Annotated in this window: 20 protein-coding genes, 2 tRNA genes and 1 pseudogene; 9 read left to right on the top strand and 14 right to left on the bottom strand. The window is 62.3% G+C overall.

Annotated elements, in window-relative coordinates; genetic code table 11:
- Nucleotides 1-89 precede the first annotated feature (89 nt).
- The gene (locus JKL46_RS29510; RefSeq protein WP_201840842.1) at nt 90-461 is read left to right on the top strand and encodes a hypothetical protein; all 372 of its coding nucleotides are present in this window, start codon (nt 90-92) and stop codon (nt 459-461) included.
- 218 nt (nt 462-679) lie between these two features.
- On the opposite strand, the gene JKL46_RS29505 is transcribed toward JKL46_RS29510, so the two are convergent.
- The 5 genes and pseudogenes from JKL46_RS29505 to JKL46_RS29490 all read right to left on the bottom strand — a co-directional run bounded on the left by JKL46_RS29505 (nt 680) and on the right by JKL46_RS29490 (nt 6,792).
- On the bottom strand, nt 680-2,407 hold the full coding sequence (locus JKL46_RS29505; RefSeq protein ID WP_246529615.1) for an ATP-binding protein: 1,728 nt from the start codon (nt 2,405-2,407) through the stop codon (nt 680-682).
- Nucleotides 2,408-2,566: 159 nt separating this feature from the next.
- A pseudogene (locus JKL46_RS37035) lies at nt 2,567-3,157 on the bottom strand (PDC sensor domain-containing protein); the annotation flags it as partial.
- A gap of 187 nt (nt 3,158-3,344) precedes the next feature.
- Nucleotides 3,345-4,067 (bottom strand): LuxR C-terminal-related transcriptional regulator, encoded by a 723-nt coding sequence (locus JKL46_RS29500; protein ID WP_425493328.1) that lies wholly within the window; start codon nt 4,065-4,067, stop codon nt 3,345-3,347.
- A 407-nt stretch (nt 4,068-4,474) separates the two neighbouring features.
- The gene (locus tag JKL46_RS36710) at nt 4,475-6,412 is read right to left on the bottom strand and encodes a PAS domain-containing protein (protein WP_201840837.1); all 1,938 of its coding nucleotides are present in this window, start codon (nt 6,410-6,412) and stop codon (nt 4,475-4,477) included.
- A gap of 305 nt (nt 6,413-6,717) precedes the next feature.
- Nucleotides 6,718-6,792 (bottom strand) — tRNA-Gln (locus JKL46_RS29490).
- A gap of 147 nt (nt 6,793-6,939) precedes the next feature.
- Between JKL46_RS29490 and JKL46_RS29485 the strand changes: the two genes are divergently transcribed.
- Nucleotides 6,940-7,016 (top strand) — tRNA-Pro (locus JKL46_RS29485).
- 70 nt (nt 7,017-7,086) lie between these two features.
- Here JKL46_RS29485 and JKL46_RS29480 read toward each other — a convergent pair.
- Nucleotides 7,087-7,416 carry a hypothetical protein gene (locus JKL46_RS29480; RefSeq protein WP_201840828.1) on the bottom strand — a complete coding sequence of 110 codons (330 nt, stop codon included), beginning with the start codon at nt 7,414-7,416 and terminating at the stop codon, nt 7,087-7,089.
- A gap of 561 nt (nt 7,417-7,977) precedes the next feature.
- On the opposite strand from JKL46_RS29480, the gene JKL46_RS29475 reads away from it, so the two are divergent.
- On the top strand, nt 7,978-8,379 hold the full coding sequence (locus JKL46_RS29475; RefSeq protein WP_201840825.1) for a DoxX family protein: 402 nt from the start codon (nt 7,978-7,980) through the stop codon (nt 8,377-8,379).
- A 52-nt stretch (nt 8,380-8,431) separates the two neighbouring features.
- On the opposite strand, the gene JKL46_RS29470 is transcribed toward JKL46_RS29475, so the two are convergent.
- Both JKL46_RS29470 and JKL46_RS29465 read right to left on the bottom strand, forming a co-directional pair.
- On the bottom strand, nt 8,432-9,118 hold the full coding sequence (locus JKL46_RS29470) for a hypothetical protein (RefSeq protein WP_201840822.1): 687 nt from the start codon (nt 9,116-9,118) through the stop codon (nt 8,432-8,434).
- A gap of 15 nt (nt 9,119-9,133) precedes the next feature.
- A complete protein-coding gene (locus JKL46_RS29465; RefSeq protein WP_201840819.1) occupies nt 9,134-9,292 on the bottom strand; it encodes a hypothetical protein in 159 nt (52 codons plus the stop codon).
- On the opposite strand from JKL46_RS29465, the gene JKL46_RS29460 reads away from it, so the two are divergent.
- Nucleotides 9,291-9,581 carry a hypothetical protein gene (locus JKL46_RS29460; protein ID WP_201840817.1) on the top strand — a complete coding sequence of 97 codons (291 nt, stop codon included), beginning with the start codon at nt 9,291-9,293 and terminating at the stop codon, nt 9,579-9,581. The two genes, JKL46_RS29465 and JKL46_RS29460, sit on opposite strands and share 2 nt — an antisense overlap.
- 94 nt (nt 9,582-9,675) lie before the next feature.
- Here the strand turns inward: JKL46_RS29460 and JKL46_RS29455 are convergent, their stop codons facing one another.
- Nucleotides 9,676-10,284 carry a biotin transporter BioY gene (locus JKL46_RS29455; protein WP_201840814.1) on the bottom strand — a complete coding sequence of 203 codons (609 nt, stop codon included), beginning with the start codon at nt 10,282-10,284 and terminating at the stop codon, nt 9,676-9,678.
- Between the two features lie 224 nt (nt 10,285-10,508).
- Here JKL46_RS29455 and JKL46_RS29450 point away from each other — a divergent pair, with 224 nt between their 5' ends.
- Entirely contained in the window at nt 10,509-11,423 is a 915-nt protein-coding gene (locus JKL46_RS29450; RefSeq protein ID WP_201840810.1) for an MBL fold metallo-hydrolase, read from the top strand.
- Nucleotides 11,424-11,492: 69 nt separating this feature from the next.
- Here JKL46_RS29450 and JKL46_RS29445 read toward each other — a convergent pair whose 3' ends face one another.
- Entirely contained in the window at nt 11,493-12,272 is a 780-nt protein-coding gene (locus tag JKL46_RS29445) for a DUF1499 domain-containing protein (RefSeq protein WP_201840807.1), read from the bottom strand.
- Nucleotides 12,273-12,562: 290 nt separating this feature from the next.
- Between JKL46_RS29445 and JKL46_RS29440 the strand changes: the two genes are divergently transcribed.
- The 3 genes from JKL46_RS29440 to JKL46_RS29430 all read left to right on the top strand — a co-directional run bounded on the left by JKL46_RS29440 (nt 12,563) and on the right by JKL46_RS29430 (nt 14,278).
- Nucleotides 12,563-13,048, top strand: a complete 486-nt coding sequence (locus tag JKL46_RS29440) for a MarR family winged helix-turn-helix transcriptional regulator (RefSeq protein ID WP_201840803.1) — start codon at nt 12,563-12,565, stop codon at nt 13,046-13,048.
- Between the two features lie 8 nt (nt 13,049-13,056).
- Nucleotides 13,057-13,902, top strand: coding sequence for a patatin-like phospholipase family protein (locus tag JKL46_RS29435; protein ID WP_201840800.1), 846 nt, complete (start codon nt 13,057-13,059; stop codon nt 13,900-13,902).
- Between the two features lie 187 nt (nt 13,903-14,089).
- Entirely contained in the window at nt 14,090-14,278 is a 189-nt protein-coding gene (locus JKL46_RS29430) for a hypothetical protein (RefSeq protein ID WP_201840797.1), read from the top strand.
- A 93-nt stretch (nt 14,279-14,371) separates the two neighbouring features.
- Here JKL46_RS29430 and JKL46_RS29425 read toward each other — a convergent pair whose 3' ends face one another.
- Both JKL46_RS29425 and JKL46_RS29420 read right to left on the bottom strand, forming a co-directional pair.
- Complete coding sequence (locus JKL46_RS29425) at nt 14,372-17,626, bottom strand: peroxidase family protein (protein ID WP_201840794.1); 3,255 nt, start codon at nt 17,624-17,626, stop codon at nt 14,372-14,374.
- 751 nt (nt 17,627-18,377) lie between these two features.
- Nucleotides 18,378-18,965, bottom strand: a complete 588-nt coding sequence (locus JKL46_RS29420) for a L,D-transpeptidase (protein ID WP_201840791.1) — start codon at nt 18,963-18,965, stop codon at nt 18,378-18,380.
- Between the two features lie 193 nt (nt 18,966-19,158).
- Between JKL46_RS29420 and JKL46_RS29415 the strand changes: the two genes are divergently transcribed.
- The gene (locus JKL46_RS29415; RefSeq protein WP_201840789.1) at nt 19,159-20,100 is read left to right on the top strand and encodes a histone deacetylase family protein; all 942 of its coding nucleotides are present in this window, start codon (nt 19,159-19,161) and stop codon (nt 20,098-20,100) included.
- A 173-nt stretch (nt 20,101-20,273) separates the two neighbouring features.
- Here JKL46_RS29415 and ribB read toward each other — a convergent pair whose 3' ends face one another.
- Nucleotides 20,274-21,563 carry a 3,4-dihydroxy-2-butanone-4-phosphate synthase gene (gene ribB, locus JKL46_RS29410; protein ID WP_201840786.1) on the bottom strand — a complete coding sequence of 430 codons (1,290 nt, stop codon included), beginning with the start codon at nt 21,561-21,563 and terminating at the stop codon, nt 20,274-20,276.
- A 223-nt stretch (nt 21,564-21,786) separates the two neighbouring features.
- Nucleotides 21,787-22,902 carry a chorismate synthase gene (aroC, locus tag JKL46_RS29405; RefSeq protein ID WP_201840783.1) on the bottom strand — a complete coding sequence of 372 codons (1,116 nt, stop codon included), beginning with the start codon at nt 22,900-22,902 and terminating at the stop codon, nt 21,787-21,789.
- Nucleotides 22,903-23,371: the final 469 nt, after the last annotated feature.

Genomic DNA, 23,371 nt, shown 5'->3' with positions numbered 1-23,371 from the left:
ACTCGACCGTCGTGCTGCCTCCCGGCGTCTACACCATGCGCGGCGGCAAGCTCACCGTCGACGCAGGCTCGACCCTCTAAGGTGAAGGCGTGACCATCTATCTGACGGGTAGCGGCACGGTTCTCGACTTCAAGGCGGGTGCCAATATCGAGCTCACAGCCCCCACCTGGGGCTCGCATGCCGGCATCCTGTTTTTCCAGGATCGAAACTTCGGCGGACAGCACAACTTTGCCGCAGGTGTCAACGCAACGCTCGATGGGGCTCTGTATTTCCCCAAGGGCACCCTTAACATCAGTGGCAACACCAATGTCAGCGCGACTTCCAATTGCCTGATGATCGTGGCCGACCGGATCAATATCGATACGACGGCGACGAGCGACTCGAGCAGTACCCTAACGGCTCCGAATACCTCCCTCTGCCCGCTCTCACCGACGACTCAAAGATCGAGAGTCGTGATGTAGGCAGCAAGCATCGGCGAAGGGCGATCCACTTCAGGCACACGCCTCCCGGACAATGCGGTGACAAGATACGGCCATTTGGGTTCGATCCCGAGTGGCCGTCTTTTATTGGGACGGCGCGGAAAGCCTGGAGCTGCTGCCGTTAATATCGAAGCTCCTTCTCCCGTCTTTGGCTCACCGCATAACGATCCAACCTGTCGACAACCCTCCCTGCGCCATGCTCAAGGAAGGTTCATCGGGATGGCCTGCCTTCGAATATCGGCGATCCTCTCGCAAGCTGATCGAGCTGCGCCACCAACTTTTTCCATCAGAGATTCGATTTCGCCACCCGCAAGGCATGCCTGTTCGAGGGTTGCGCATAGTTCGGCCAGTCCCGGAAATCCCAGCAGCGCGGCCTGGGAGACGATCGCATGCGCGTCCCTCGCAATCTGCATGCGGTCCGTCCTGATCGGACCATTTCCTGCAAAGGCGTCCTTTAGCTGCCGTTCCAGCCTGTCGAGCCACTCCGCTACGCGCTCTTCGCCAACCATGATCGCGAAATGCTCGAGTTCCTTTTCGTCGAAAGCTTTCGAATGTGGAGATGCGTCCTCTTTAGCGGTGCCACCGGCTTGTGCAGGGAGCCATTGGGACAACTTCGTCAGAAGATCCACGCGCCTGATCGGCTTGCCGAGATGATCGTCAAAACCCGCGTCTCTGAAACTCCTTACTTGCTGAGGCAGGACGTTTGCCGTCATGGCGACGATGCGAATCCGGCTCGATGGATTCTGGGCGGCACGGATTCTCCGCATGGCCGTCAAACCATCCACCCCTGGCATCTGGATATCCATCAGTATGAGATCATATGCGCGATCCGCGACTGCCGCGATCGCCTCGGCGCCATTCGAAACGGTGTCGACCTCGTGCCCTGCCGCGGTGAGGAGAGCGCGAACGAGCTCCTGATTGATTTCGATATCCTCCGCGACCAGGATCCTGGATGGTACCATGGCAGATGACACGGGCATGCTCAGCTGCGGGTCGAAGGACTCTTCGGCCTTCGGAAAGGCGATCTCGATCCAAAAGGTCGACCCTCTGCCCTTCTCGCTTTCGACCCCGATCTCTCCACTCATAAGCTCGACGAGATGTTTTGAAATCGCAAGGCCGAGCCCTGTTCCGCCGAACTCGCGGCTGATCGAGGGATCTACCTGGGAAAAGCGCTTGAACAGGCGATCCCGCTGGTCCGATGCAATGCCGATTCCGGTATCGATGATCGAAATCCGCACCACCTCGCCTGCTTCTGACCTATTCTTGTACGCGACACGTGCGGTGATGTGGCCTTCTCGCGTGAACTTGACGGCGTTGTTGAGGAGATTCAGCAGAATCTGACGAAGACGCGCTTCGTCTCCCAGCAGCATGCCCGGCAGATCGGGAGTGAGATCGATCTTGATCGGAACGGTTGTCGCCCCACTGCTGACGATCGATACCGCATCGTCGACGACTGCGACGAGCGAGAAAGGCTCCCTCTTCAGCTTGATTTGCCCGGCCTCGATGCTCGACATGTCGAGGACGTCGTTCGCCACCGTCAGAAGCGCGGAGGCCGATACCTGTATCAGTTCAGCGCTGCGCCGCTGCCCAGGGCTGAGGCGCTCATCGAGCAGCCTTTCGCTGTGGCCGACAATGCCGTTCAACGGCGTGCGGATCTCATGGCTCATGGAAGCCAGAAAATCCGTCTTGGCCTGACTCGCGATATTGGCTTGCTGCAAGGCATGCTCGGCGATTTCCTTGGCTGCCAGAAGCTCGCGCTCGCGATCTTCGACGGACTGCGCCATTCTGTTGAGCGCACGCCCCAGGATAAGGACCTCGCCGGCGCCTTTCCCCGATGCGCGCGAACTCAGATCGCCGTGCTCAAGTGCCTCCGCGGTTTGAACCAGATTTCGGAGCGGCTGGAAGATGAAGCTTTCGGCCCCGAGCATTCCCAGCAGCAGCGAACCGCCGATGATGAGTGTGATCAGGAGAAGGCGATAGCGAAGCACCTCGTCGATGGCGGCAAAGATTGCATCCCGATGGATTCCGACCGCCAGAATCGCGTTGGTCTCGGGCAGCGACCGAAACACGAAGAGACGTGGCACTCCGATCAGATCGAGTGCTTCCGTTGCTCCGTCGGAAAGCTCCATTGCCGTCCGGACAACGGGGACGTCCTTCAGGTTCGCTCCCGTCAGCCCTGCGAGGCGGGGATAATGAGCCACGATCGTCCCATTGCGGTCCAGGACGAACATGGCGATGTCGAGGTCACGGTCGACATGGAGCGGGGAGCGTTCCTCGAACATGCCGGGGCTGATGTCCGCCATCAGGATGCCGTGTACCTTCCCCTCCTTGCGGACGGGGACAGCGGCAATCATCTCCAGAGCGCCGGTCTGAGAGTCGAGCACCAATTCGCCAAGAACGAAGCCCTCTCCCGCAAGAACACGCTTGATAAGCGAATTCCCATGGGCATCCGAGGGCGCATTGCTCGGCTGATCGCTGCAGATCTCGGTACCGTCTGCATCTGAGAAGCGCAGCCTGTCGATCCAGCGATGAAGTCCCGTGTGGCGCTTGAGAAAAGCGCTGCATTCTTGGCCGCCGGATCGAACCTCCTGCGCATCCGCCAGGAAATGCAAGGTTGCCTTGGCCTCTTCGAGAATGTGGTTCTGGCTGTCGACGGCATAATCGATAAGCAGTTCCATGCGCTTTCGATTGGCTTCGATCGCCATCTCGCGTTCTTCGCCCGCGAGCTGCACCAGCGCGCCGATCAACGGCATGAGAACCGCGAGGGCGATGAGGATGAAGCGCCAGAACAGGCTGCTATGATGCAGCCGACGCAGCCGTGCGCCGCGATGGATCATGCTCGCCCCCGGAGCGGATATGCGCAGCTCATCGCGCGACTTCGGGTCGAGCGCCCCATCCGGCAATTGAGACGGGAACCTGCTTCCGACGCGGATAAGGCCGTGCGCCCGCAACAGCCGCGGCGGCCCGGTTGTTGACTCCAAAATAGCGGAAGATCGCCGCCATATGGATCTTCACGGTTCCCTCCCCGAGGCCGAGCGCCAGAGCGATCTCCCTGTTCGTCTTGCCTTTGACGAGCAGATCGAGAACGTCCTGCTGACGCGGCGTGAGCGGGTTCGCCCCTTCGCTTTCCGCATCGGAAGATCTGGCCTCTTTCAGAGGTTCTGGCAGTGTCGAGGAGATGTCAGCGAGAGACGGCGGGGCGTAGATCCCGCCGTTGAAAATCGTCTCGAGAGCCGTCGTGAGTTCGGTGATACCCAGACTCTTGAGCATGTAGCCGTGTACCCCCGCTTCAAAGGCCAGCAGCATGTCACGGCGCGAGTTCGACCCGGAAATGACGGCAACGCGCGTCTGGGGAAAGCATTCCCGGACCGCCCGGAGGTTCGCCGGCGTGGCCAATCCGGGCATGGACAGGTCGAACAAAGCCGCGGAAACGTCTTCTTCCCCGCTCAGCCGGTCCAGAGCCTCATCCAGAGACCCCGCTTCGATAATCTCCGAGAAGCCGAACTGCCGCGTCAAGATAGCCCCGACCGCCATCCGAAAATACGCGTCATCATCAGCAATAAGGCCAATCCGCGCCGACACCCCCACACCCCCATTTACGATCCGACACGGGCAGCTTCGCTTGATGGCCCGTCGGATCTCTCGTCAAACGATATCAAACCACAATTACAATCCGAATACAGTAAGTAAAAAACCTCGGAATTCGCAATTTATTTTATTAGTTTATTTAATTTATCAATATGATTTCTTGTTTAAATTCCCTTCCGGAAAGGAAGTTCCAATCAGGAACCCGCGAATGCAATTCCTGAAGGATAGTCAATCTTTATATGTAATCTAGTTACAATTAAACAAACTGAAAAAACGCAATGTTCACTTGCAAATTTGCCATGAGATCTCTTTCCTTCGCGAACCTCCGGCGTTGCCCGCGCCGCGAGCGCTCCAGCGGGCGGCGTGCACGGGGCGTCAGATCGGCCGGGTCCCACCGAAGCGTTGTCTCAGTGCCGTCGCGGCCGGAGGGGCAGAACATTCGATCTGTCAGATGTCTGTGCGATCACCGTGCGAAGAGCTCTGTACAATTCGCTTGGGCGATAGGGCTTCTTAAGGATCAGGAACCCCTCCTTGGTGGCCCGTTCCGCGGATTCGCTGTAGCCCGTTGCCAGCAGGATCGGCATGAACGGCCACCGGTCCCGCACGATGCGTGCAAAATCCAGCCCATCCATGCCTCCGGGCATGACGAGATCCGAGAATATGATGTCGAACCTCAAGTTCCGGTCGAGGGCGCGGAGAGCGTCGGGCGCAGACGAGCAATGCTCCACCTGATGTCCCTGCTCCCGTAGCAGCGCGAGAGCGATATCGGCCACCTGTAGGTTATCCTCGACGATCAGGATGCTCAGGGGGCTGTGCGTGCCGATGGGCTCCAGTTCTCTGTCCGAAGATACTTCGGCTTGCGCATTGTTCGTGCGTCTCAGGAGAAGCGACACGGTCGTGCCTTGCCCCACCTCGCTCTTGATATCGATCCACCCGCCCGATTGCTGGACGAAGCCGTAGACTTGCGCCAAGCCGAGACCGGTGCCCTGCCCGACAGGCTTCGTCGTGTAGAACGGTTCGAACACCTTCTGCAGAGCATCCGGCGAAATACCCACGCCCGTATCGCCCACCTCCACGGAAACGCATTCCACCGGCCCATCGTGCTGAAACACCGTATTGCGAACGCAGATCGTAAAGCGTCCGCCCTTGGGCATCGCATCGCGCGCATTGGCGGCGAGGTTGATGAGAACCGCCTGAAGCTGCGCCGGGTCCACTTCGACAGGCCAAAGATCGTCGGCGAGATCGATGGCAATCGAGATGTCGCCGCGAAGGGACTGGGTCAGCATGTCTCCCATGCTCCTGATGAGGGACTGCAGATCGATGACTTCCGGCTTCAGGGCCTGGCGCCGCGAGAAAGCGAGAAGCTGAGAGGTCAGCTTGCGCCCATGCTCGACCGCGTTGACGGCATTGTCGATGAGACGCGGCGCCCGCTCAGGCTCGGCTCGCCTGAGCATGTCGAGGTTGCCGAGCACCACCGTGAGCAGATTGTTGAAATCGTGCGCGATGCCTCCGGTCAATTGCCCGACCGCTTCGAGGCGCTGCGCCTGATGAAGCTGCTCCTCCATCCGCCGCTGCCTGGAAAGGTCGATAGATGAGACGAAGATCTTTGCGACCTCGCCATCGTCGTCGAGCAGCGGGACGAGAACCGTCCGCCGGATGACGCGGCCGATCGGCACTTGACCGATGACCTCGAAATCGACGGTCGCCTTTGCTGCCACGCATTGGCGATAGTGCCGCGTCACATAGGCCGCGGTCTCAGGCTCGAAGATCTCCTCTGGCCTCCTGTTGACGAACCCATCGCGGGCGAAGCCGAGCGACTCCAGCAATCGCGTATTCGCATCTTCATAAATGAAGCCGCCATCCGGAAGAAGGCCGATGACGGCCAGGTTGAAGGGAGAATGCTCGAAGAGCGTGCTGTGCCTGTCCCAGCTCTTGCGAAGTTCGACCTCCGCCTCACGCTCACGCGTGACGTCCCGCAGGGAGCCCAGCACCCGCTTGGCGGAGCCGTCGGCTTCGCCGATGCGGGTGAGGGTTGCCATCCAGATGCCTTGACGCCCTGGAAACCTGTGGCGCTGCTCGTAGACCGTCGAGCGGCCCGACGCCATGCAATCGCGAATGCGCTCTTCGAAGGGATCCCATTTGTCGTCGGGGAGAAGTTCCCCCAATCGCCGTCCCGAGGCTTCGGTAGCAGATTGCCCGATGAGACGTTCGATCACCGGATTGTAAGTTTCCACGGTGACCGCGCCGTCCGGCATGACCTGGAAAATGAACAGCCCATCGGCAATGAACCGGAACACATCGGCATAGAGCGATTCCCGTTCGGCCGGAGAGAGCGTATCACTCACACACGCCTCCCCTGGTCAGGTAAAGGACCAAACGAGCCAAGTCGACCAGCAGCTCTTCCGCGGAGAAGAATGGCCCGGATCGGGAACGCAGCCGGACGTAACGGCAAGCGAAGCTTCGTCACCGCCGGCCTGTACACCGTCGAAACCGGGTCAAAATCCGCGCCCATCGCCGGATAATATTACAAATGAAATCCAGATGTAAGCCAGGCGTTGTGCTCAGTCGACGGAAAGCCGTGGCAAGCGAGCTTGAACCTGCCCTGTCGAGGGCTCTACCGCGCGCTGGCATATATGGCTGGGATCGGGAATGGCTGGGGCGCCAGGATTCGAACCTGGGAATGGCGGTACCAAAAACCGCTGCCTTACCACTTGGCGACGCCCCAATCGTGTGCGCCTACATAATGGGCGTGAATGCGGCTGGCAACACCGTTTTCAGGGAGGTTCAATAACTGGAAAGAAGGCCGAAATCTCCCCTTGCGGTGCTCACCCCCCGCCGCTATAAGACCGGCCTCCCGAGAATTTTTCGGTGTCGGAGTGTAGCGCAGTCTGGTAGCGCACCACGTTCGGGACGTGGGGGTCGCAGGTTCAAATCCTGCCACTCCGACCATTCTTCTCCAAAATCTACGGAATGCGTCGAGCCGAAAAGCGGGCTGACGCCGCTCTTCGGCGGTCATGCTTCAATGCGTCGAGAAGCGCCCGTCTTCCTGCTGATAGGTTTCATAATGCAGCGTCTGCGCCGGGACCGCCTCGAGCTGGCGCGGTGCTTTGGGCCATTCCTGCTGCGGCGTCTCGGTCGTCTGCGGCATGTAGCGCGGGCGGAAGCGGAGATCGACGAGGCTTCGCAGTTCGGGGGCGGCGAGATCGAGCACGTTCGCGTCACGCCAGCGGCGATACAGCTTCGTCCTGCCCGTCATCCGGCTCCAGAAGCCCGTCACCTCCTCCTCGACCTGCAGAACAATGCGGCCGGTCAAGGTTTTGCGAAGATTGAAACGTCCTGTCAGAGCCATCCGACTCTCCTCACCAATCGATCTCTTCCAAAACTTGAGCGCCAAAGGCCCGTGGTCATGAACTGACGAAACCTCGGCTTTGGCGCTCACCTGAAACGATTCCTGATAGCCAATGCCTTTGCGGACGGCCGGTTCCGGCTCAACGTCGTCGCGGAGGGATATCGCGTCCGCGACGTGCGTCAGGTCACAAAACCTCTCACCGCAGAAAAATAATTAGGCGCCCGGTGTGGAAGATCAGGTGCGGCGCAGATCAAAAAATCGGGAGATAAAGGATGATGACGCCGTCAATTGCGACGCGGCTTGGAAGGAAGATCGATGGTCACGAGCTGCCCGGTCTTGGGATCGAGGATGGTCATGAACGCCTCCTGTTCTGTTGACGGAGGAGAAACGTCCGAGGCCGCCTGAAGATCGAACGGTGTTGCGAACGTGGTAAGCAATTCGTTACCGCGTGCAGAGCCTTAAAGGGTGGGAAGATCCGGCCCGACCATGTATCCGAGGCCCGCTCACCAAGGCACCGGCCAAGCTGGTTGCCGATCCATTCCGCAGACCGGAGACCTCTGAATGAACAAAGCTCAGCTCGAGACCGTTTGGGCGCCGCGCCTTCTCAGCATCCTGCGCATCGTCGCAGCGCTCATCTTCATGGCGCATGGCACGCAGAAGCTCCTCGGCTTTCCGATTTCTCCCAGTCCGGCACCGGCCGCGTTCAGCCTGCCGTGGATCGCGGGTGTTCTCGAACTCGTGGGCGGAGCGCTTCTCGTCCCGGGCCTGTTCGTGCGTCCGGTGGCCTTCGTTCTCTCCGGCCTCATGGCGGCAGCCTATTGGATCGCCCATGCGCCGCGCAGCTTCTACCCCGTCCTGAACGGTGGCGATGCGGCCATCCTCTACTGCTTCGTGTTCCTGTTCATCGCGGCAGCGGGCGGCGGCGCGTGGAGCCTCGATCGCGCAAAGCGCCGCACGGCCTGATCGCTAAAAAGAATGAGGCGAGAGGGTCAAGACCTCTCGCCTCTACCCCCACCTATTCTCGCTTCGTGCCCGTCGATCGGCGCAGGCGCTCGTCCTCGAGCTCCACATGAAGCGTGTGATCGTCGGAATCATCGTCGAACGGGATCGGCATGAGGTCCGTCGTCAGGCCAGTGGTGGTCGAGGCCGCGGCACCGATGGGAGGAGCCGGAGCATCGTCCTCCTCCCTCGCCTCCTCGCCTGATTCGATCTCGCCCTCGTCGTCGAGGATCTTCACCACCCTCTCCACCTGCGCGTCGTCCACCTTCACCGTCACGAGCGCACCGCCATTGCGCACGCCTTCGGCGTAATTCTGCGCATCCTCGTCGCTGAGACCGGCATCCACCAGCGCACCGGCCAAACCTCCGACCGCGGCACCGGCGCCTGCGCCGACAAGAGTCGAAACGATCCAGCCCGCTGCAACGATAGGCCCGAAACCCGGAACGGCCACCGTGCCGAGACCAGCCAAAAGACCCGCTCCGGCACCGGCGACCGATCCGGCAGCCGCGGTAGCGCCGGCGAACTCATGGGACGAGCTGTCCTCGTCGAAGGACCGGGTCGCATGCCGGGTATAGGCGTCGTTGAAATTGTTCGAGATGAGGCTGATCTCGAAGTCCGGCATATGGGCCGCCTCCAGCCGCTCCACCGCCCGCGCGGCTTCGTCATAAGTGTCGAAGAAGGCGGTGATCCTGCGTTCGGCCATGGGGCGCTCCTCGTATCAAACCTGCTGCGAGCTAATGAGCGACCTGCCGGCAGGTTCCAGTTGCAGCGGATGACGCAAGGGATGCGCGTCCATGCCGCCTTCCGGAAGCGCCAACTTCTTGATAGCTTGCAGGAAAAGGTGCCCGAAAAGGGTGATTTGGGGGCTTCCCATCATGCGACACATCCATCTCGACGACGGCTTGAGGCTGCGCTTTCCCGGTCGCAGCGAGGATTTCGACCAGGGAGTCGAGATCGGCATGATTGCCGTTCTGATGGACCAGGGCCTGCCGGAATTCTCGCGCTGGATCGCCCGCTCCAATCTCAGCCAGGTGCAGGCCATCGCCAAGCAGATGGGATATCGCGTCGAGCAGGATGACGGGGACGAGGAATGGGTGGAGATCACCTTCGTCTACGGCACCGTCAAGGCGAAGCCCAAGCTGCGCCTGGTGCATTCGGCCGGCTGACGCGGAAAGACCGGGCAGCGCCCTTTCCCGATCATCCCACAAATGAAGAAGCCGCCCGGAGGCGGCTTCGAAATGCTTTGGCTGCAAAAGCCTATCAGACTTCGCTGTTGCGGCGTGTTACCGACCAGGCCGCCTGCATCAGCGCGACGGCCAGTGCGGTCTTGACCAGGGTGGCGGCAACGAAGGGAGCCGCGCCGACAGTCCAGGCCTTGGCGACGGGCATGACCAGGGACAGCTGAGCCAGGCCGAAGGCGAAGATCACCGCGTGGCCGATGGCCATCATCACGATGACGCGGGGAAGCGAACGATCCCAGCCGCGCTCCGCCATGAAGCCCATCACGACCGCCGCCGCGAAGAAGCCGATGAGGAAGCCGCCCGTGGGGCCCATCATATAGCCGATGCCGGCGGTCGGGCCTGCGAAGACCGGGATGCCCATGGCGCCTTCGGCGAGGTAGAGGGCGACGGTCGCGCCGCCGAGACGCCAGCCATAGGACGCACCGATGAGCAGGACGACCAGGGTCTGCAGCGTCATGGGAACGAAGGGCAGCGGCACCTGAACCTTGGCGGACACCGTGAGGAGCGCCGTTCCGACGACCATCAGCACGATGGCGCGAAGCGCGGCGAAGCGGGCATCGTCCCGGGACGGCCAGAGGAAGCCGACGAGGGTCGACGGGGTAGGCAACGAAGAGACGCCGGTCGACATCAATGGGATCTCCAGATCATTCCGCCTTCCGCAAGGCGGTTCACGAAGCCTTATAGGAGGCTCTCGCGCGCGCCTCAAGTCGCGAGCGGAGCCATTTGCGGGAACTGTGGACACCCTTCGCCGAAAGGATAAGCGCGTCCTCCATGCGGAAAACCGGGGTCCTCTTTCCTGCACGATGCGTTAGGAACACCAGATACGCCCACTCGCAGTTCGAGGATCCTTGCATGGCCGACGACGACCTCACCTTCGACATCCGCCCGCCGGCCCAGTCGGGGGAATGCGTGCGCATGAGCCCTCTCGTTCGCCGCATCGTCGCCAGCAATCCCGGCCCGATCACCTTCACGGGCACCTGCAGCTACATCGTCGGCGCCGGCAAGGTCGCCATCATCGATCCCGGCCCCGACATCCCGGGCCATGCCGAGGCGCTGCTCGATGCGGTTCGCGGCGAGACCGTGACCCATATCCTGGTCACGCACACCCACAAGGATCACTCCCCCGCCGCGCGCATGATCAAGGCCGCCACGGGAGCCGAGATCGTCGGCTGCGCGCCGCATCACAGCGCCCGCCCGCTCTTCTCAGGAGAAACCAACCGCCTCGAGGCAAGCTCCGACAAGGACTACGCGCCCGACCGGGAGCTTCGCGAGGGCGATGCGGTGGAGGGTCCGGGCTGGACATTGGAAGCGCTCGCCACCCCAGGACACATGGCCAACCATCTCGCCTTCGTTCTGCCGGAGGAGAAGGCGCTGTTCTCGGGCGATCACGTGATGGCCTGGTCCACGACCGTGGTCGCGCCGCCCGACGGTTCGATGAGCGCCTTCATGGCCTCCCTCGACAAGCTGAAGGGGCGCGAGGAGACGCTCTATTGGCCGGGCCATGGCGGCCCCGTGCAGGAGCCCCAGCGCTTCGTGCGTGCCCTCGTCCATCACCGGCGCCAGCGGGAGGCCTCCATCCTCAACCGCTTGCGGGAAGGCGACCGGACCATCCCGCAGATCGTCAGTGCCATCTATCAGGGCCTGAACCCGGCGCTCGTCGGCGCGGCGGGTCTGTCGGTTTTCGCCCATCTCGAGGATCTCGTCGCGAAGAGGCAGGCCGTCGTGGACGGCATACCCGCCCTGGACAGCGAATACCGGCCGGCCTGATCAGGAGCATTTTTTAGCGAAACGGATCCGGTTCGTCGTCAAAAATGCGTCGATGCAACAAGTGGGTGATCAGCGCACGGCGATGGCGAGATTCGAGGCTTCCTCGAGGAAATCGCGGATGTACTTGGCATTGATCCCGAGATCGTGGCTGCCGAATCGCGAGGCCGAGCGGATGTCGATTCGTGCGCCGTCGACGCGCGGACGGACCCGGACGGTGATGTCACTCGGCATCTTCAGCAGGAGCGAACGGTCCACGGCCTCGAGCCGCCCGAGCCCGACGCGTCCGCCCGGCGGCGTGGCCTCGATCACCTGCCATCCGAGATTGTGGGCTGCCTTCTGCACGATGGCGAAGGCCTCCTCGGGCCCGATATCCAGGGTGAGCGGTGCGATCTGCACGTAGGAGGCCCGCTGCATTTCCCGCGCTCCCGGCGAGGCTTCCGGCGGAATATGCCCGTCGCGCGCCTGAAGCGCTGCCCGGGAGCGGGAGAAGGTGGGCGGGTCGTCGGTATCGGTGGTGACATCGGCGATCGGCGGCAGGATGGCGGCCTTGAGCGCCATGTATCCCGGATAGGCCAGGACGATGGCGGCAATGAGCAGCCCCTTGATGGCGCTGCCTAAGCCCTGCCGCCCCTCCTGCCAGATGCGGACGAAGCCCATGAAGGACAGGCACACCGCGAGAAGGGCAAAGCCGATACCCGCGCCAAGCGCGATGAAGCCGGATTGGTAATCGATACGGCCGAAGCGGATGAGCAGGACGGCCAGAATGGTCACGACGAGCGCAAACCAAGCGAGCTTGGGCGACCACTTCGCAGGCCGGGAAACCGGTTCTTCAATGATGAGACGGCGCATCAGGTGGTCTTACAAATCTCTTTGAGTGCGCGCCACTGCTCATGTGAGAGAAGCAGTTCGCCGGGCTGGGACGGGACCTGTTTTTCCAAAGCTTTCAGCCGCTCGTCGGTGACCGGGTGGGTGGAGAGAAAAGCGGGAACCTTGAAATCGTTCCCGTCATGTCGCCGCCGCGTCCGGCTTCATCGAGGATATCCGCAATCCCCCTGGAAAAGCTCGTACGGTCGGCCGAAAAGGGTGACGCAAGGAATGGTTTCAATGTAAACTATTAGCTTGTGTTGGAGCTTACGCCTTTGCCGTCGTCACCCGCCCCTGCCCCGGTCGAGACCGCCGATCCGTTGCGGATCTGGTTCCGCTTCATCCGCCTGAACCGGCGGGCGACCAATGCGGTGTCCCTGGAGCTGAAGGCTCTCGGCCTGTCGATTCCCCAATTCGACCTGCTCTCGACCCTCACTGAGCGCGAAGGCATGAGCCAGCAGGAGCTGGCGGAGCGCCTTTACGTCACCAAGGGCAACGTCTCGGGGCTGCTCGACCGCATGGTCGAGGCGGGCCTTGTCGAGCGCCGCTCGATTCCCGGCGACCGCCGCTCCAACGCCCTCTATCTCACCTCCAAGGGGCGCGATCTCGCCAATCGCGGGATTGCCGCCCAGCGCGCCTATGTCATGCGGACGCTCGGGATGCTTCCTGCTCAAGACCTCGCCGACCTCGAACGCATCGTCCTCGCTTGGCGGGATCAGGCGCGTGCCGAAGAGGAGCGCTCGGCGGCCAATTCCCGATAGGAGCTGCGATGTTCGATGCGGTGGCATTCGCAGGCGGCGGCAACCGCTGCTACTGGCAGGGAGGCTTTTGGGAGGCGGCGGCACCCCTCCTCGGCCTGAAGCCCGCCCTGGTCGTCGGGGTCAGCGCCGGCGCTTGGTCGGCCTGCTACAGCCTTCTCGGCCTTGGTCGTCGGGTGAACGAGATGGTGGCGGAAGGCTGCAGCATCGGGCGCCGCAATTTCGAATGGCGGGCCTGGCGCAGCGAGGGCTCGCCTTGGCCGGTTTCGCTCATGTATCGCAGCCTGATCGAGGCCATCATCGACGAGAATGCCCTCGAGCGCCTGAAGCAGGGGCCGAGCGTGCTGATCGGTCTCGCCCGCAAGCCGCGGCGCCTGCCCCTGTCGCTTGCGGTTCCTCTCGGCATCGCGACCTATCAGATCGAGAAAAAGTGGCATGCGCCCGTTCATCCCCGTGGCGGGCGGGTCCTGGGATTCCGCCCGGAATTCATCAGCGTGCAGGAACTGTCCTCCCCGGCCGAAGTCTCGGCGGCGCTGATGGCGAGCGCCAGCGTGCCGCCCTTCATGCCGATCGGCCGCATCGGCGGCATGGCGGCCCTTGATGGCGGCCTCGTCGACAACGTGCCGACGGAGCCCCTGCTGCCGGTCGAGGAGCAGGGCGGCAAGACCCTGGTCATCCTCTCGCGCCTCTACCGGGCTTTTCCGAAAGTGGGCGGCCGCACCTACATCCAGCCCTCCGAACCGGTCCCCATCGGGCAGTTCGACATCACCAACCCGGCCGGCATCCGCAAGGCCTACGAGATGGGGCTCAAGGACGGCGAGACTTTTGCCAAGCGTGCGGGGATGCACCGCCTTTAGCGAAGCTTGGCCCTATAACCCGACGTCATGATCATTGCTGGGTTGCCCGTTAAGCCTCGATTCACCTTGGGAAGTTCATCTGCAGCCAAGCCAGCACATGATCACCGGTCGGCCGCAAAGCGGTCACAGCCGTGCAGATTATGCCGGCGGGCCGGCGCAACGGCCCGCCATATTCCAGAGAGGATCCATGACCAAGAACGCTTCAGACCGCGACACCCGCGCGAGCCAGCAGAACACCGCCAACGCGATTCCCGCTTTCAAGGCCGTCGCCCTCCCCGCCCTCGCCGCAGCGGTTCAAGCTGCCAAGCTGCAGCGGAGCCGTCCGAAGACGTCCGAGCTTCCCGCGATCCTGCGCAAGGAAGCCGTGCTGGGCTGAGCGGTCTTTCGCCGTATCGAACGCAAAGGCGAAGCCGGTCCGCATCAGTGCGACCGGCTTCATCGTCTTGACTGCGCAGCACCCCCTGCCCGCTCAGACCAAAATGGCATCGCCCTGATGGAATGACAGCGGCTGCGGATTCGTGCCGGAATGCGACAGATCGTGAGTGACGCTTTCCTCGCTCACGGCACGTGATGACGATTGTCCGTCATCGGATCCCGACGCGACGCTTCCGAGATCCGCCGTCGAGGCTTGCATCGCAGGATCGGCGGACACCGCATGTGCATCTCCTTTGAAGGCGAACCCGTCATCGACGAGGACCGACCGGTCCGAAAATTGCAGCCTCTCGATGTTGACGAGAGTGTCGGTGCCGTCCTTTCCAGTCTTGTCCGTGACGGTCAACGAGCCGTCCGCATTGTGCCGGATGGTATAGTTGTGGAAGCGGCCGGAGAAAACGGCGGTGTCGAAATCCGCGAGCGGTTCACCGAACGGATTGCCGTTGTCGCCGGTCAGAGTGTCGTTGCCGGCGCCGCCCTTGATCCAGTCGTCGCCTTCATTCCCAAGCAGTTCGTCGTCGCCACGGCCGCCATCGATACGGTCGTTGTCGAGACCGCCGAAGACCTCGTCGTCGCCATCACCGGCCGAGATGTGATCGCGACCCTCCAGGCCAACGAGCAGGTCGTCGCCACGACCTCCTCCCATGCTGTCATCGCCACCACCGCCCTTGAAGAAATCGTCGCCGTCCTGGCCCATCATCTTGTCGTTGCCATCGCCGCCGATGAGGGCGTCGTTTCCGAGGCCGGCGACGAGCACGTCGTTGCCGCCGTCGCCCCAGAGCGTGTCGTCACCGTCACCGGACTGCATCCGATCCGTATGATTCGTCCCGCCCATGACCACATGGGAATCGCCGCTGTAGTAGAGCCAGCCATCGCGCTGAACGACTCCACCCGCAGCCCCCGTCGGATAGGTCGACGGATCATTTGCCTCGATCGTGAAATCGGGCACGGAGAAGACATCGAAGGGAAGGTGCTTCGCGCCGGTATTGCGCATCACCAGTTCGGAGAAGGACGTTCCCTCAAGCTGCGTCAGGAAGTTCGTGCCTTCAAGGCGCGACAGGTAGTAGAAACGATCGCCGTTCTGCAGCTTCTCCATCTGCGTCTCGAAGACGAAGTTGAACGTCGAACCGAGAAGGCCGCCGGACGCCAGGGGCTTTTCGGCCAAACCTCCGATCCACAGGTCGATATCGTCGATACCAGTCTCCTGTCCGGCGAATGCGCCGGTGCCATTCAGGAAGTCGATGTCCGGGCCGGTGCTTTCGTTTTCCGGCGTTGCAGGATCGTCGTCGCGACCGAGGACGATCTCCGTTGCGGCTTCACGTTTCTCCGCCGTTGTCGTCGCCTCGGCGAGAAGAGGATGAATGCCGTAGGCGGCGATGAAGTTGATCAGCGACTCGGGATGGCGAATGTTGCCGCCGAACTCCGCCCAATTGTCATAGGGTTTGAGGTCAGCGTCGTTCGTTCCGTCGAAGAACTGCTCTCGCACCGAATTGAGGGAGGGAATGCCCGTATCCCGTCCGCGGGTGAGGTTGATGGCTGCAAGATCGAGCGGCAATCCAAGGACGCTGTTGCGCAGGGCGCCTGTCACGAATTCGTCGACCTCGTTGCCTTGCTGGTTGGTCGCACCGCGCACGATCTCCGCCGCCGCGGTGCCGGATACGCCTCGATCCGCATAGGCGACGGGATTCAGGAACGCGCTCACGAGGCTCAATTGCTGATCGCCTGCCGTGTCGGGATCCGCATCCACGACATGGCCGTCTGCATCGATGCGATCCACGGTCTCCCGAAGCAGCGAGTGCCCAAAGCGATAGACCGTATGCGCGAACTCAGCCGCGATCGCGGGATCGATGGTGACGTCGTGCGCCTCGAACTCGTCGATATTGGGCTGGATGCGCCTGGCAAAATTCTCGAACACGAGGTGCTGATACTGCATCTCGGTTCCGAAGCGCGCAGCCTGGAACAGGCGCTCGCCGTTCCATTCGCTCTCCTGGATGCCATCCGAGACATCGGCGCCCGGCAGCAGCCATTGCGCGACGAAGGCAGGATCGGCGGGAAGTTCGGCACGGATCACGTCCTTGATCTCGCCAAGCAGCCGGTTGTGTTCGGCGTGGAAGATGTGATGCACCGCCGTCAGGCCAATGTTCTCGTTACCGCGCCCGTCCCCGGTGATGAAATGCGCGTCGAGAAGCTCGTTGTCGTAATTGCCGCTCGTATCCGAGCCGTCGAGATTGGCGAGGCTGACCTCGATATCGCCATCGGCAACCTTGCCGGTCGGAACCGCATCATGCGCGATATCGTCGAGGAACGCGTGCCCCGTATGGGCCGCGCCTGTCGTATCGATCGGAGCTGATGGATTGCCTTCGACGAGAACGTCATCATCCGTGCCCGCACGTCCGTCCTCGCCCGGCATGACGAGCTGCGCGAAGCCGTTCGGGCCGCGAATGAACTGGCCATATTCGTCGGTTGCGAGCAACGGGATGTTGGTCACATCCTCGTCGCTGAGTTCTATGCCAAGCATGGCTTTCGCTTGGGCTTTCACGTCGCCCCAGTTCGGGAGCCCGCCGCCTGCATGATCGAGCAAGGCGCCGGTGGCGACCGGCTTGCCATCCGCATCGAGCACATATTCGCGCAGGAACACCTGGTGCGAGGGGTTCGACGTATAGGTTTGATTCTGATCGATGAACGGCGTCGTCTGATTGGTCTGCTCGTGGATGTCATCCGCCGTGCCGACGATTCCATCGGGCCCAGGCTGATTGGTCGCCCGCGTCACCACCATGAAGTTTTCGTTGCTGCCTTCCACATAGAGCGGATCGTCCGGCTGCAGCGGGATGAACACCGATCCGCTCTTGCCCTTGTTGACGAGATCGAGGCCGTGATCGAAGAACTGGCCGAACAGGGTGAACCATTGATTGTACGGCGCGGCATTGGCGTCGGGTGCCACGTTCCCGATCAGTCCGTCTCCATCCGCATCGGCGGCGAGGGCCGCGGGGTTGGTCGCTCCATTCTGGTCGACGATCAGGTTGCTGATGATTCGCGGCTGCGAATCCATCACCACGCCGCTGACTTGTCCGTACGAGGTTCCGCTGTCGGCGGTGCGAAATTCGGCATCGGTCAGTCGCGGAAAGATTTGATCCGCGGCGCCATAGTTGTAATGGCCCGACACGACGCTGTTGCCTGCGCCGCTGACCGTTCTAATCCCGAACGGCAGCGAGGGATCGCTGATCGGCGTATGCGCTTCGCTCGTGAGAATCTGCGCGAGAATGAAGTCGAGATCGGACCGAATGAGCAACATGACATGTCTCCTCCGAATTGGTCCGGCGGGACGGAGGAGTAAGGCGACGCTTTGTGGCGATCATGAGTTAAAAAATTGCCGAAAATACTGTAATAATCGCCAAAATACTTAACAGACGACATAAATTTCATTCGTTTCGCATATTGTAGAATGAATCTAATAAATAACTTAGGTTAGAACTTTAAGCATTTTCTATGATTACTGGAAAATATGCTATGAAATAATGACGATCGGCCGTCCTTGGTATCGGTCGAAGCGAAGCTGTTTCGAGAAAGAAGAAGTATCGGAGACAGCTTTGGCGCGCGATAGCTCAGCTTAAGCGGCAAGCGGATTACCTCCTCGGTAGAAGAAACTGCTTCGAATTTCATTCGATAATCCAACGAAATTTGACCAGTCGTGCCGGAATGCACGCCATGGCCAAGCCGGACACATAGCAAGCCTCATTGCTCAGGCAATAGCCTCGGCGCAAACACAGTATTTCCGCTCCGAGCAAGGTTCTTATGACAGGTGGAACATCAGAATAGGTGTCAGGCCGCCAGACGATTGCCTTTCACTCGACACCAAAAATCTGGATCGAGAAGATCACGAATCTAGCCTGACCCGATCGAAAAGCGATTGCCGCGTGCCTGCTCTTCGCAATGCGCAAAAAGGAGGCCCGAATGTGCGCTTCACATTCGGGCCTCTGATTCAAAACTGTCTCTGCCGCATTTGTGGCCGCGAACCGGATCCGCCCGGCCGGCCGGAAAATACGTTAGCGGACGACGACCTTCGCGTTCGTGGGCACGCGGTTGTAGAGGTCGATCACGTCGATGTTGCGCATCCGGATGCAGCCTGAGGACACGGCATGGCCGATCTTCTCAGGCTCGTTGGTGCCGTGGATGCGATAGAGCGTGTCCTTGTTGCCCTCGTAGAGATAGAGAGCGCGGGCGCCGAGGGGGTTATCCGGACCGCCCTTGGTGTATTGCACATGCGGCCAGCGCGCCTTCATCTCCGCCGGCGGGTTCCAGTCGGGCCATTCCGCCTTGCGCGCGATGGTTGCCGTTCCGGTCCAGCCATAGGCCTCGTCCCCGACGGCGACGCCGTAGCGAATCGCCTTCCGATTCGCCTGCACCAGATAGAGCTGGCGCTCCCTGGTATCGACCACGATGGTGCCCGGCGCCTCTCCGGTGGGATCGTCGATCATATAGCGCCCGAAGCGCGGATCATCCTCCGCCTTCGGAACCTTCGCGATCCATTCGGCGTCGCGGGCGGAAACTTGAGGATCGGGAATCCCCTTGTAGTTGCACCCGGCGAGGGCCGCGATCATTGCCAAAAGGAGGGGCAGACGGAATGGATGCATCGTGTAAAGCTCTGCAGGCTCAGTTCGGGCCAGGACGGAATTTCATTCCGGGCGGGTTATAGACCGCGACGGAGTGAAGTCGAATCGAAACACACCATGACACGGCTCGGCCTCGGAATGTGTTGCATCGCAACAACATGGACAGCCGCACGTGACGCTGCGACACTCATAGCATCCTCTTGCAAGAACGCCCATGTCCACGCTCTACATCGCCCATCCGGCCAGCCTCGATCATCTGACCCCGCTTGGACATCCCGAACGGCCAGACCGCATCCGCGCCATCGAGCGTGCCCTGGAGAAGGAGCGCTTCACCTCGCTCATCCGCGAGCAGGCGCCCATGGCGGAAATCGAGAGCCTCGCGCTGGCCCATCCCGAAGCCTACATCCGCCGGCTGCGCGAGATCAGCCCCCGAGAAGGGTTGGTCAGGATCGACGAGGACACGGTGATGTCGCCCGGCACATACGAGGCGGCCCTGCGCGGCGCCGGCGGCGCCGTGCTGGCCGTCGACGAGGTCATGTCCGGACGGGTGACCAATGCCTTCGTGGCCATGCGGCCTCCTGGACACCATGCGGAACAGGTCCGGGCCATGGGGTTCTGCTTCTTCAACAACGCGGCCATCGCCGCCCGCCATGCCCAGAAAAAACATGGTGCCGAACGGGTCGCGATCTTCGATTGGGACGTGCATCACGGCAACGGCACGCAGGATATCTTCTGGTCGGATGCGAGCGTGCTCTATTGCTCGACCCATGAGGCGCCGCTCTATCCCGGCACCGGCGCGCTCTCGGAACGGGGCGAGCACGGTACCATCGTCAATGCCCCTTTGAGTGCCGGCGACGGCAGCGAGGCGTTCCGCGAAGCGGTGGAGACCGTGATCCTGCCGCGCATCCACGACTTTGCACCCGATCTGATCGTGATCTCGGCCGGCTTCGACGCCCATTGGCGCGATCCGCTGGCGGGCCTCAACCTCACCGAATCGGATTTCGCCTGGGCGACGCAGAAGCTGATGGATCTGGCCGAGCGCCATTGCGGCCGGCGCATCGTCTCAGTTCTCGAAGGCGGCTACGATCTCGAAGGCCTCGCGAAATCGACGGCCTTCCACCTCGATGCGCTCATGGGGCGCGAGACGGGGGCGTAATCACGAAGTCTACGCACTGTCATTCCGGGGCGGCTCGAAGAGCCGAGCCCGGAATCCATAACCGCTGACAACGCAGAAAGGAGCACGACGCTGCTCGCCTTCTTTGAGACGTTGTGTTTATGGATTCCGGGCTCCGCTGCGCGGCCCCGGAATGACAGCGAGATGTTACTACCTCAACACTCGATATGCTCTTCCCCGAGCAGCTCGATGCCGAAGCCGGAAAGGCCCACGTAGGACCGGCTCGAGGTCGCAAGGTTGCGGATCGAGGCGACGCCGAGGTCCTTCAGGATCTGCGCACCCAGGCCGATCTCGCGCCACTGGCTCGAGCGCATGGCTTCCGATCCTGCTTCGTCGTGCTCGGAGAACGATGTGGTCGGCACGCCCGCCGTTCCGTCGCGCAGATAGACGAGGACGCCCCTGCCCTCCTTGACGAAACGCTGCAGGGCCGAGTTTACGGTCTTGCCGCCCTCGAACACGTCGGTGAGCGCATTGGCGCGGTGCAGGCGTACCGGGATGTTCGCCCCGTCGCCGATCCGGCCATGGACCAGCGCGATATGCTGCACGCTGTCGAAGGGCGTCGAATAGGCGTAGCCCGTGAACGGCCCCCACTGGGTCTCGACCGGGAACGTGCCGATGCGCTCGACGAGCTTTTCCCGCGCCTGGCGATAGGCGATCAGGTCGGCGACCGAGATGCGCTTGAGTTCGTGCTTCTCGGCGAAGGCATCGATCTGAGCGCCCTTCATCACCGTGCCGTCGTCGTTGGCGAGTTCGCAGATTACGCCGACCGGCGGCAGGTTCGCGAGCTTGCACAGGTCGACGGCGGCCTCGGTGTGGCCGGAACGCATGAGCACGCCGCCATCCTTGGCGATCAGCGGGAAGACGTGGCCGGGGCGGACGAAATCGGTGGCGCCCATGTTGTGATTGGCGAGCGCCCGCACGGTGTTGGAGCGCTGCTCGGCCGAGATGCCGGTGGTGAGCCCGTGCTTGACATCGACGGTCACGGTGAAGGCGGTCCCGAGCGGCGCATCGTTCGAGGCGACCATCGGATCGAGCCGCAGGCGCCGGGCCTCCGTGACGGTGAGCGGGGCGCAGACGATGCCGCAGGTGTTGCGGATGATGAAGGCCATCTTCTCGGGCGTGCAGAGGGAGGCCGCGACGATGAGGTCGCCCTCGTTCTCGCGGTCGTCGTCGTCGGTGACGATGACGATTTCACCGCGAGCGAAAGCCTCGATGGCTTCGGTGACGGAATTGGACATCAGGGCCTCCTTGGCCGATGTGGGCAGAAAATCGTTCGGGGTGACGGCTCCGCGGGTCTCGCGGGCGATCAATTCCGCCGTATCCCGGGACAGCCAGGCATTCTGGGAATTGCACAATTGGGTCACGGCGCCGGGGGTGACGCCGATCCGCCGCGCGAACTCGATGCGCGGCACGCCATTGCGGGATAGCCATTCAGCCAGTTTCATGCCGGGAGGCTTAGCTGAAGGGGCGATTTTAGTAAAACTAAAATTTGCAGGGGAAGGTTTGCAAAAATAGTTCTGTCGACGAGAGGCGTGAGAGTTTTCCGACGTCATCACCGGCCTCGTGCCGGTGATCCCGATTGGAAAAGCGTGACGCTCTACAGGATCGGGATGGCCGGGACGAGCCCGGCCATGACGTCGAGGTGTCTTTCATGCTCCTGGAAGGGTTTCACCCCCCGAACGGCCATGGCGCGCTCTCTCCCACCTGCCCGCGATGGCGCAGGAACTGGTCGGCGAGCACGCAGGCGACCATGGCCTCGCCCACCGGGACGGCGCGGATGCCGACGCAGGGGTCGTGCCGGCCCTTGGTCCTGACCTCGGCCTCGGCGCCCGACCGGGTGACGCTCGACCGGGGCGTGAGGATCGAAGAGGTGGGCTTCACGGCGAAGCGGCACACCACGGGCTGGCCTGTCGAAATGCCGCCCAGCACGCCGCCGGCATGGTTCGAAAGAAAGGTCGGCGCGCCCTGGTTGCCCGGGCGCATCTCGTCCGCGTTCTCCTCGCCGCGCAGGGTGGCGGCCGCAAAGCCATCGCCGATCTCGACCCCCTTGACCGCGTTGATCGACATGAGCGCCGCGGCGAGTTCCGCATCGAGCTTGCCGTAGATCGGCGCGCCGAGTCCCGCCGGCACGCCCTCGGCCACGATCTCGAGCACGGCGCCGATGGAGGACCCGTCCTTGCGCAGGCCGTCGAGATATTCCTCGTAGAACTGGGCCGCCTTGGCATCGGGGCAGAAGAACGGATTGCGGGCAACCTCGTCCCAATCCCAGTTGCCGCGCTCGATCGCGTGCGGTCCCATCTGCACCAGGGCGCCGCGGATGGTGACACCGGGCAGAACTTTTCGGGCGATGGCGCCCGCCGCCACGCGGGCGGCCGTCTCGCGGGCCGAGGAGCGCCCGCCGCCGCGATAATCGCGGATACCGTACTTCACGTCGTAGGTGAAATCGGCGTGGCCCGGACGGTAGGAGTTCTTGATCTCGGAATAATCCTTCGAACGCTGGTCCACATTCTCGATCAGGAGCGCGATCGGCGTGCCGGTGGTGACCTGCCTGCCCGTACGCTCGTCGGTGAACACGCCGGAGAGGATCTTCACCTGATCCGGCTCCTGGCGCTGCGTCGTGAAGCGCGACTGGCCCGGCCGGCGCCGGTCGAGCTCCCCTTGAATCTCCTCCGCCTCGAGCGGGATCATGGGCGGGCAGCCATCGACGACGCAGCCGAGCGCGGGGCCATGGCTCTCGCCGAAGGTGGTGACGCGGAACAGGTGACCGAAGGTGTTGTGGGACATGGCGCTTCTTCAGGGTTCAAGGCGTCTTAGAACATCGGACCCGAAAGTGGAAACCACTTTTGGATCCATTCTATGCCCCCTCCTGGGCTGGCGCATCGCTGTCATCCCCGCGCAGGCGGGGATCCATAGCCGCCGACGGCGCCGAACCGGTCCAAGGCCGCGGCTATGGATCCCGGATCTCCGCCGCGCTTCGTCCGGGATGACAGGGCTGGCCTCGGTGAATGCTTCCAAGCTCCAATCGTCATCCCCGGCCTTGTGCCGTTATTCCCCTCCTCCGCCGTCATGCCCGGGCTTGTCCCGGGCACCCACGTCTTGCAGCGGCGCGGTTCTCAAGGCGTGGGTGGCCGGACCAAGTGCGGCCATGACGGCGGAGGGGATGATGAATGTGAATATCAAAGAGCCAGCACCGTGGGGCCCGCAGCGTGAGCTGCGAGCCTTTTGGGTGGATCGAGGGTGGCGCGAATGGCAG

The sequence above is a fragment of the Microvirga zambiensis WSM3693 genome (assembly GCF_016735695.1).
In the GTDB taxonomy this organism is placed as follows: Bacteria; Pseudomonadota; Alphaproteobacteria; order Rhizobiales; family Beijerinckiaceae; genus Microvirga; species Microvirga zambiensis.
This window is presented reverse-complemented; position numbering and strand designations above follow the sequence as displayed.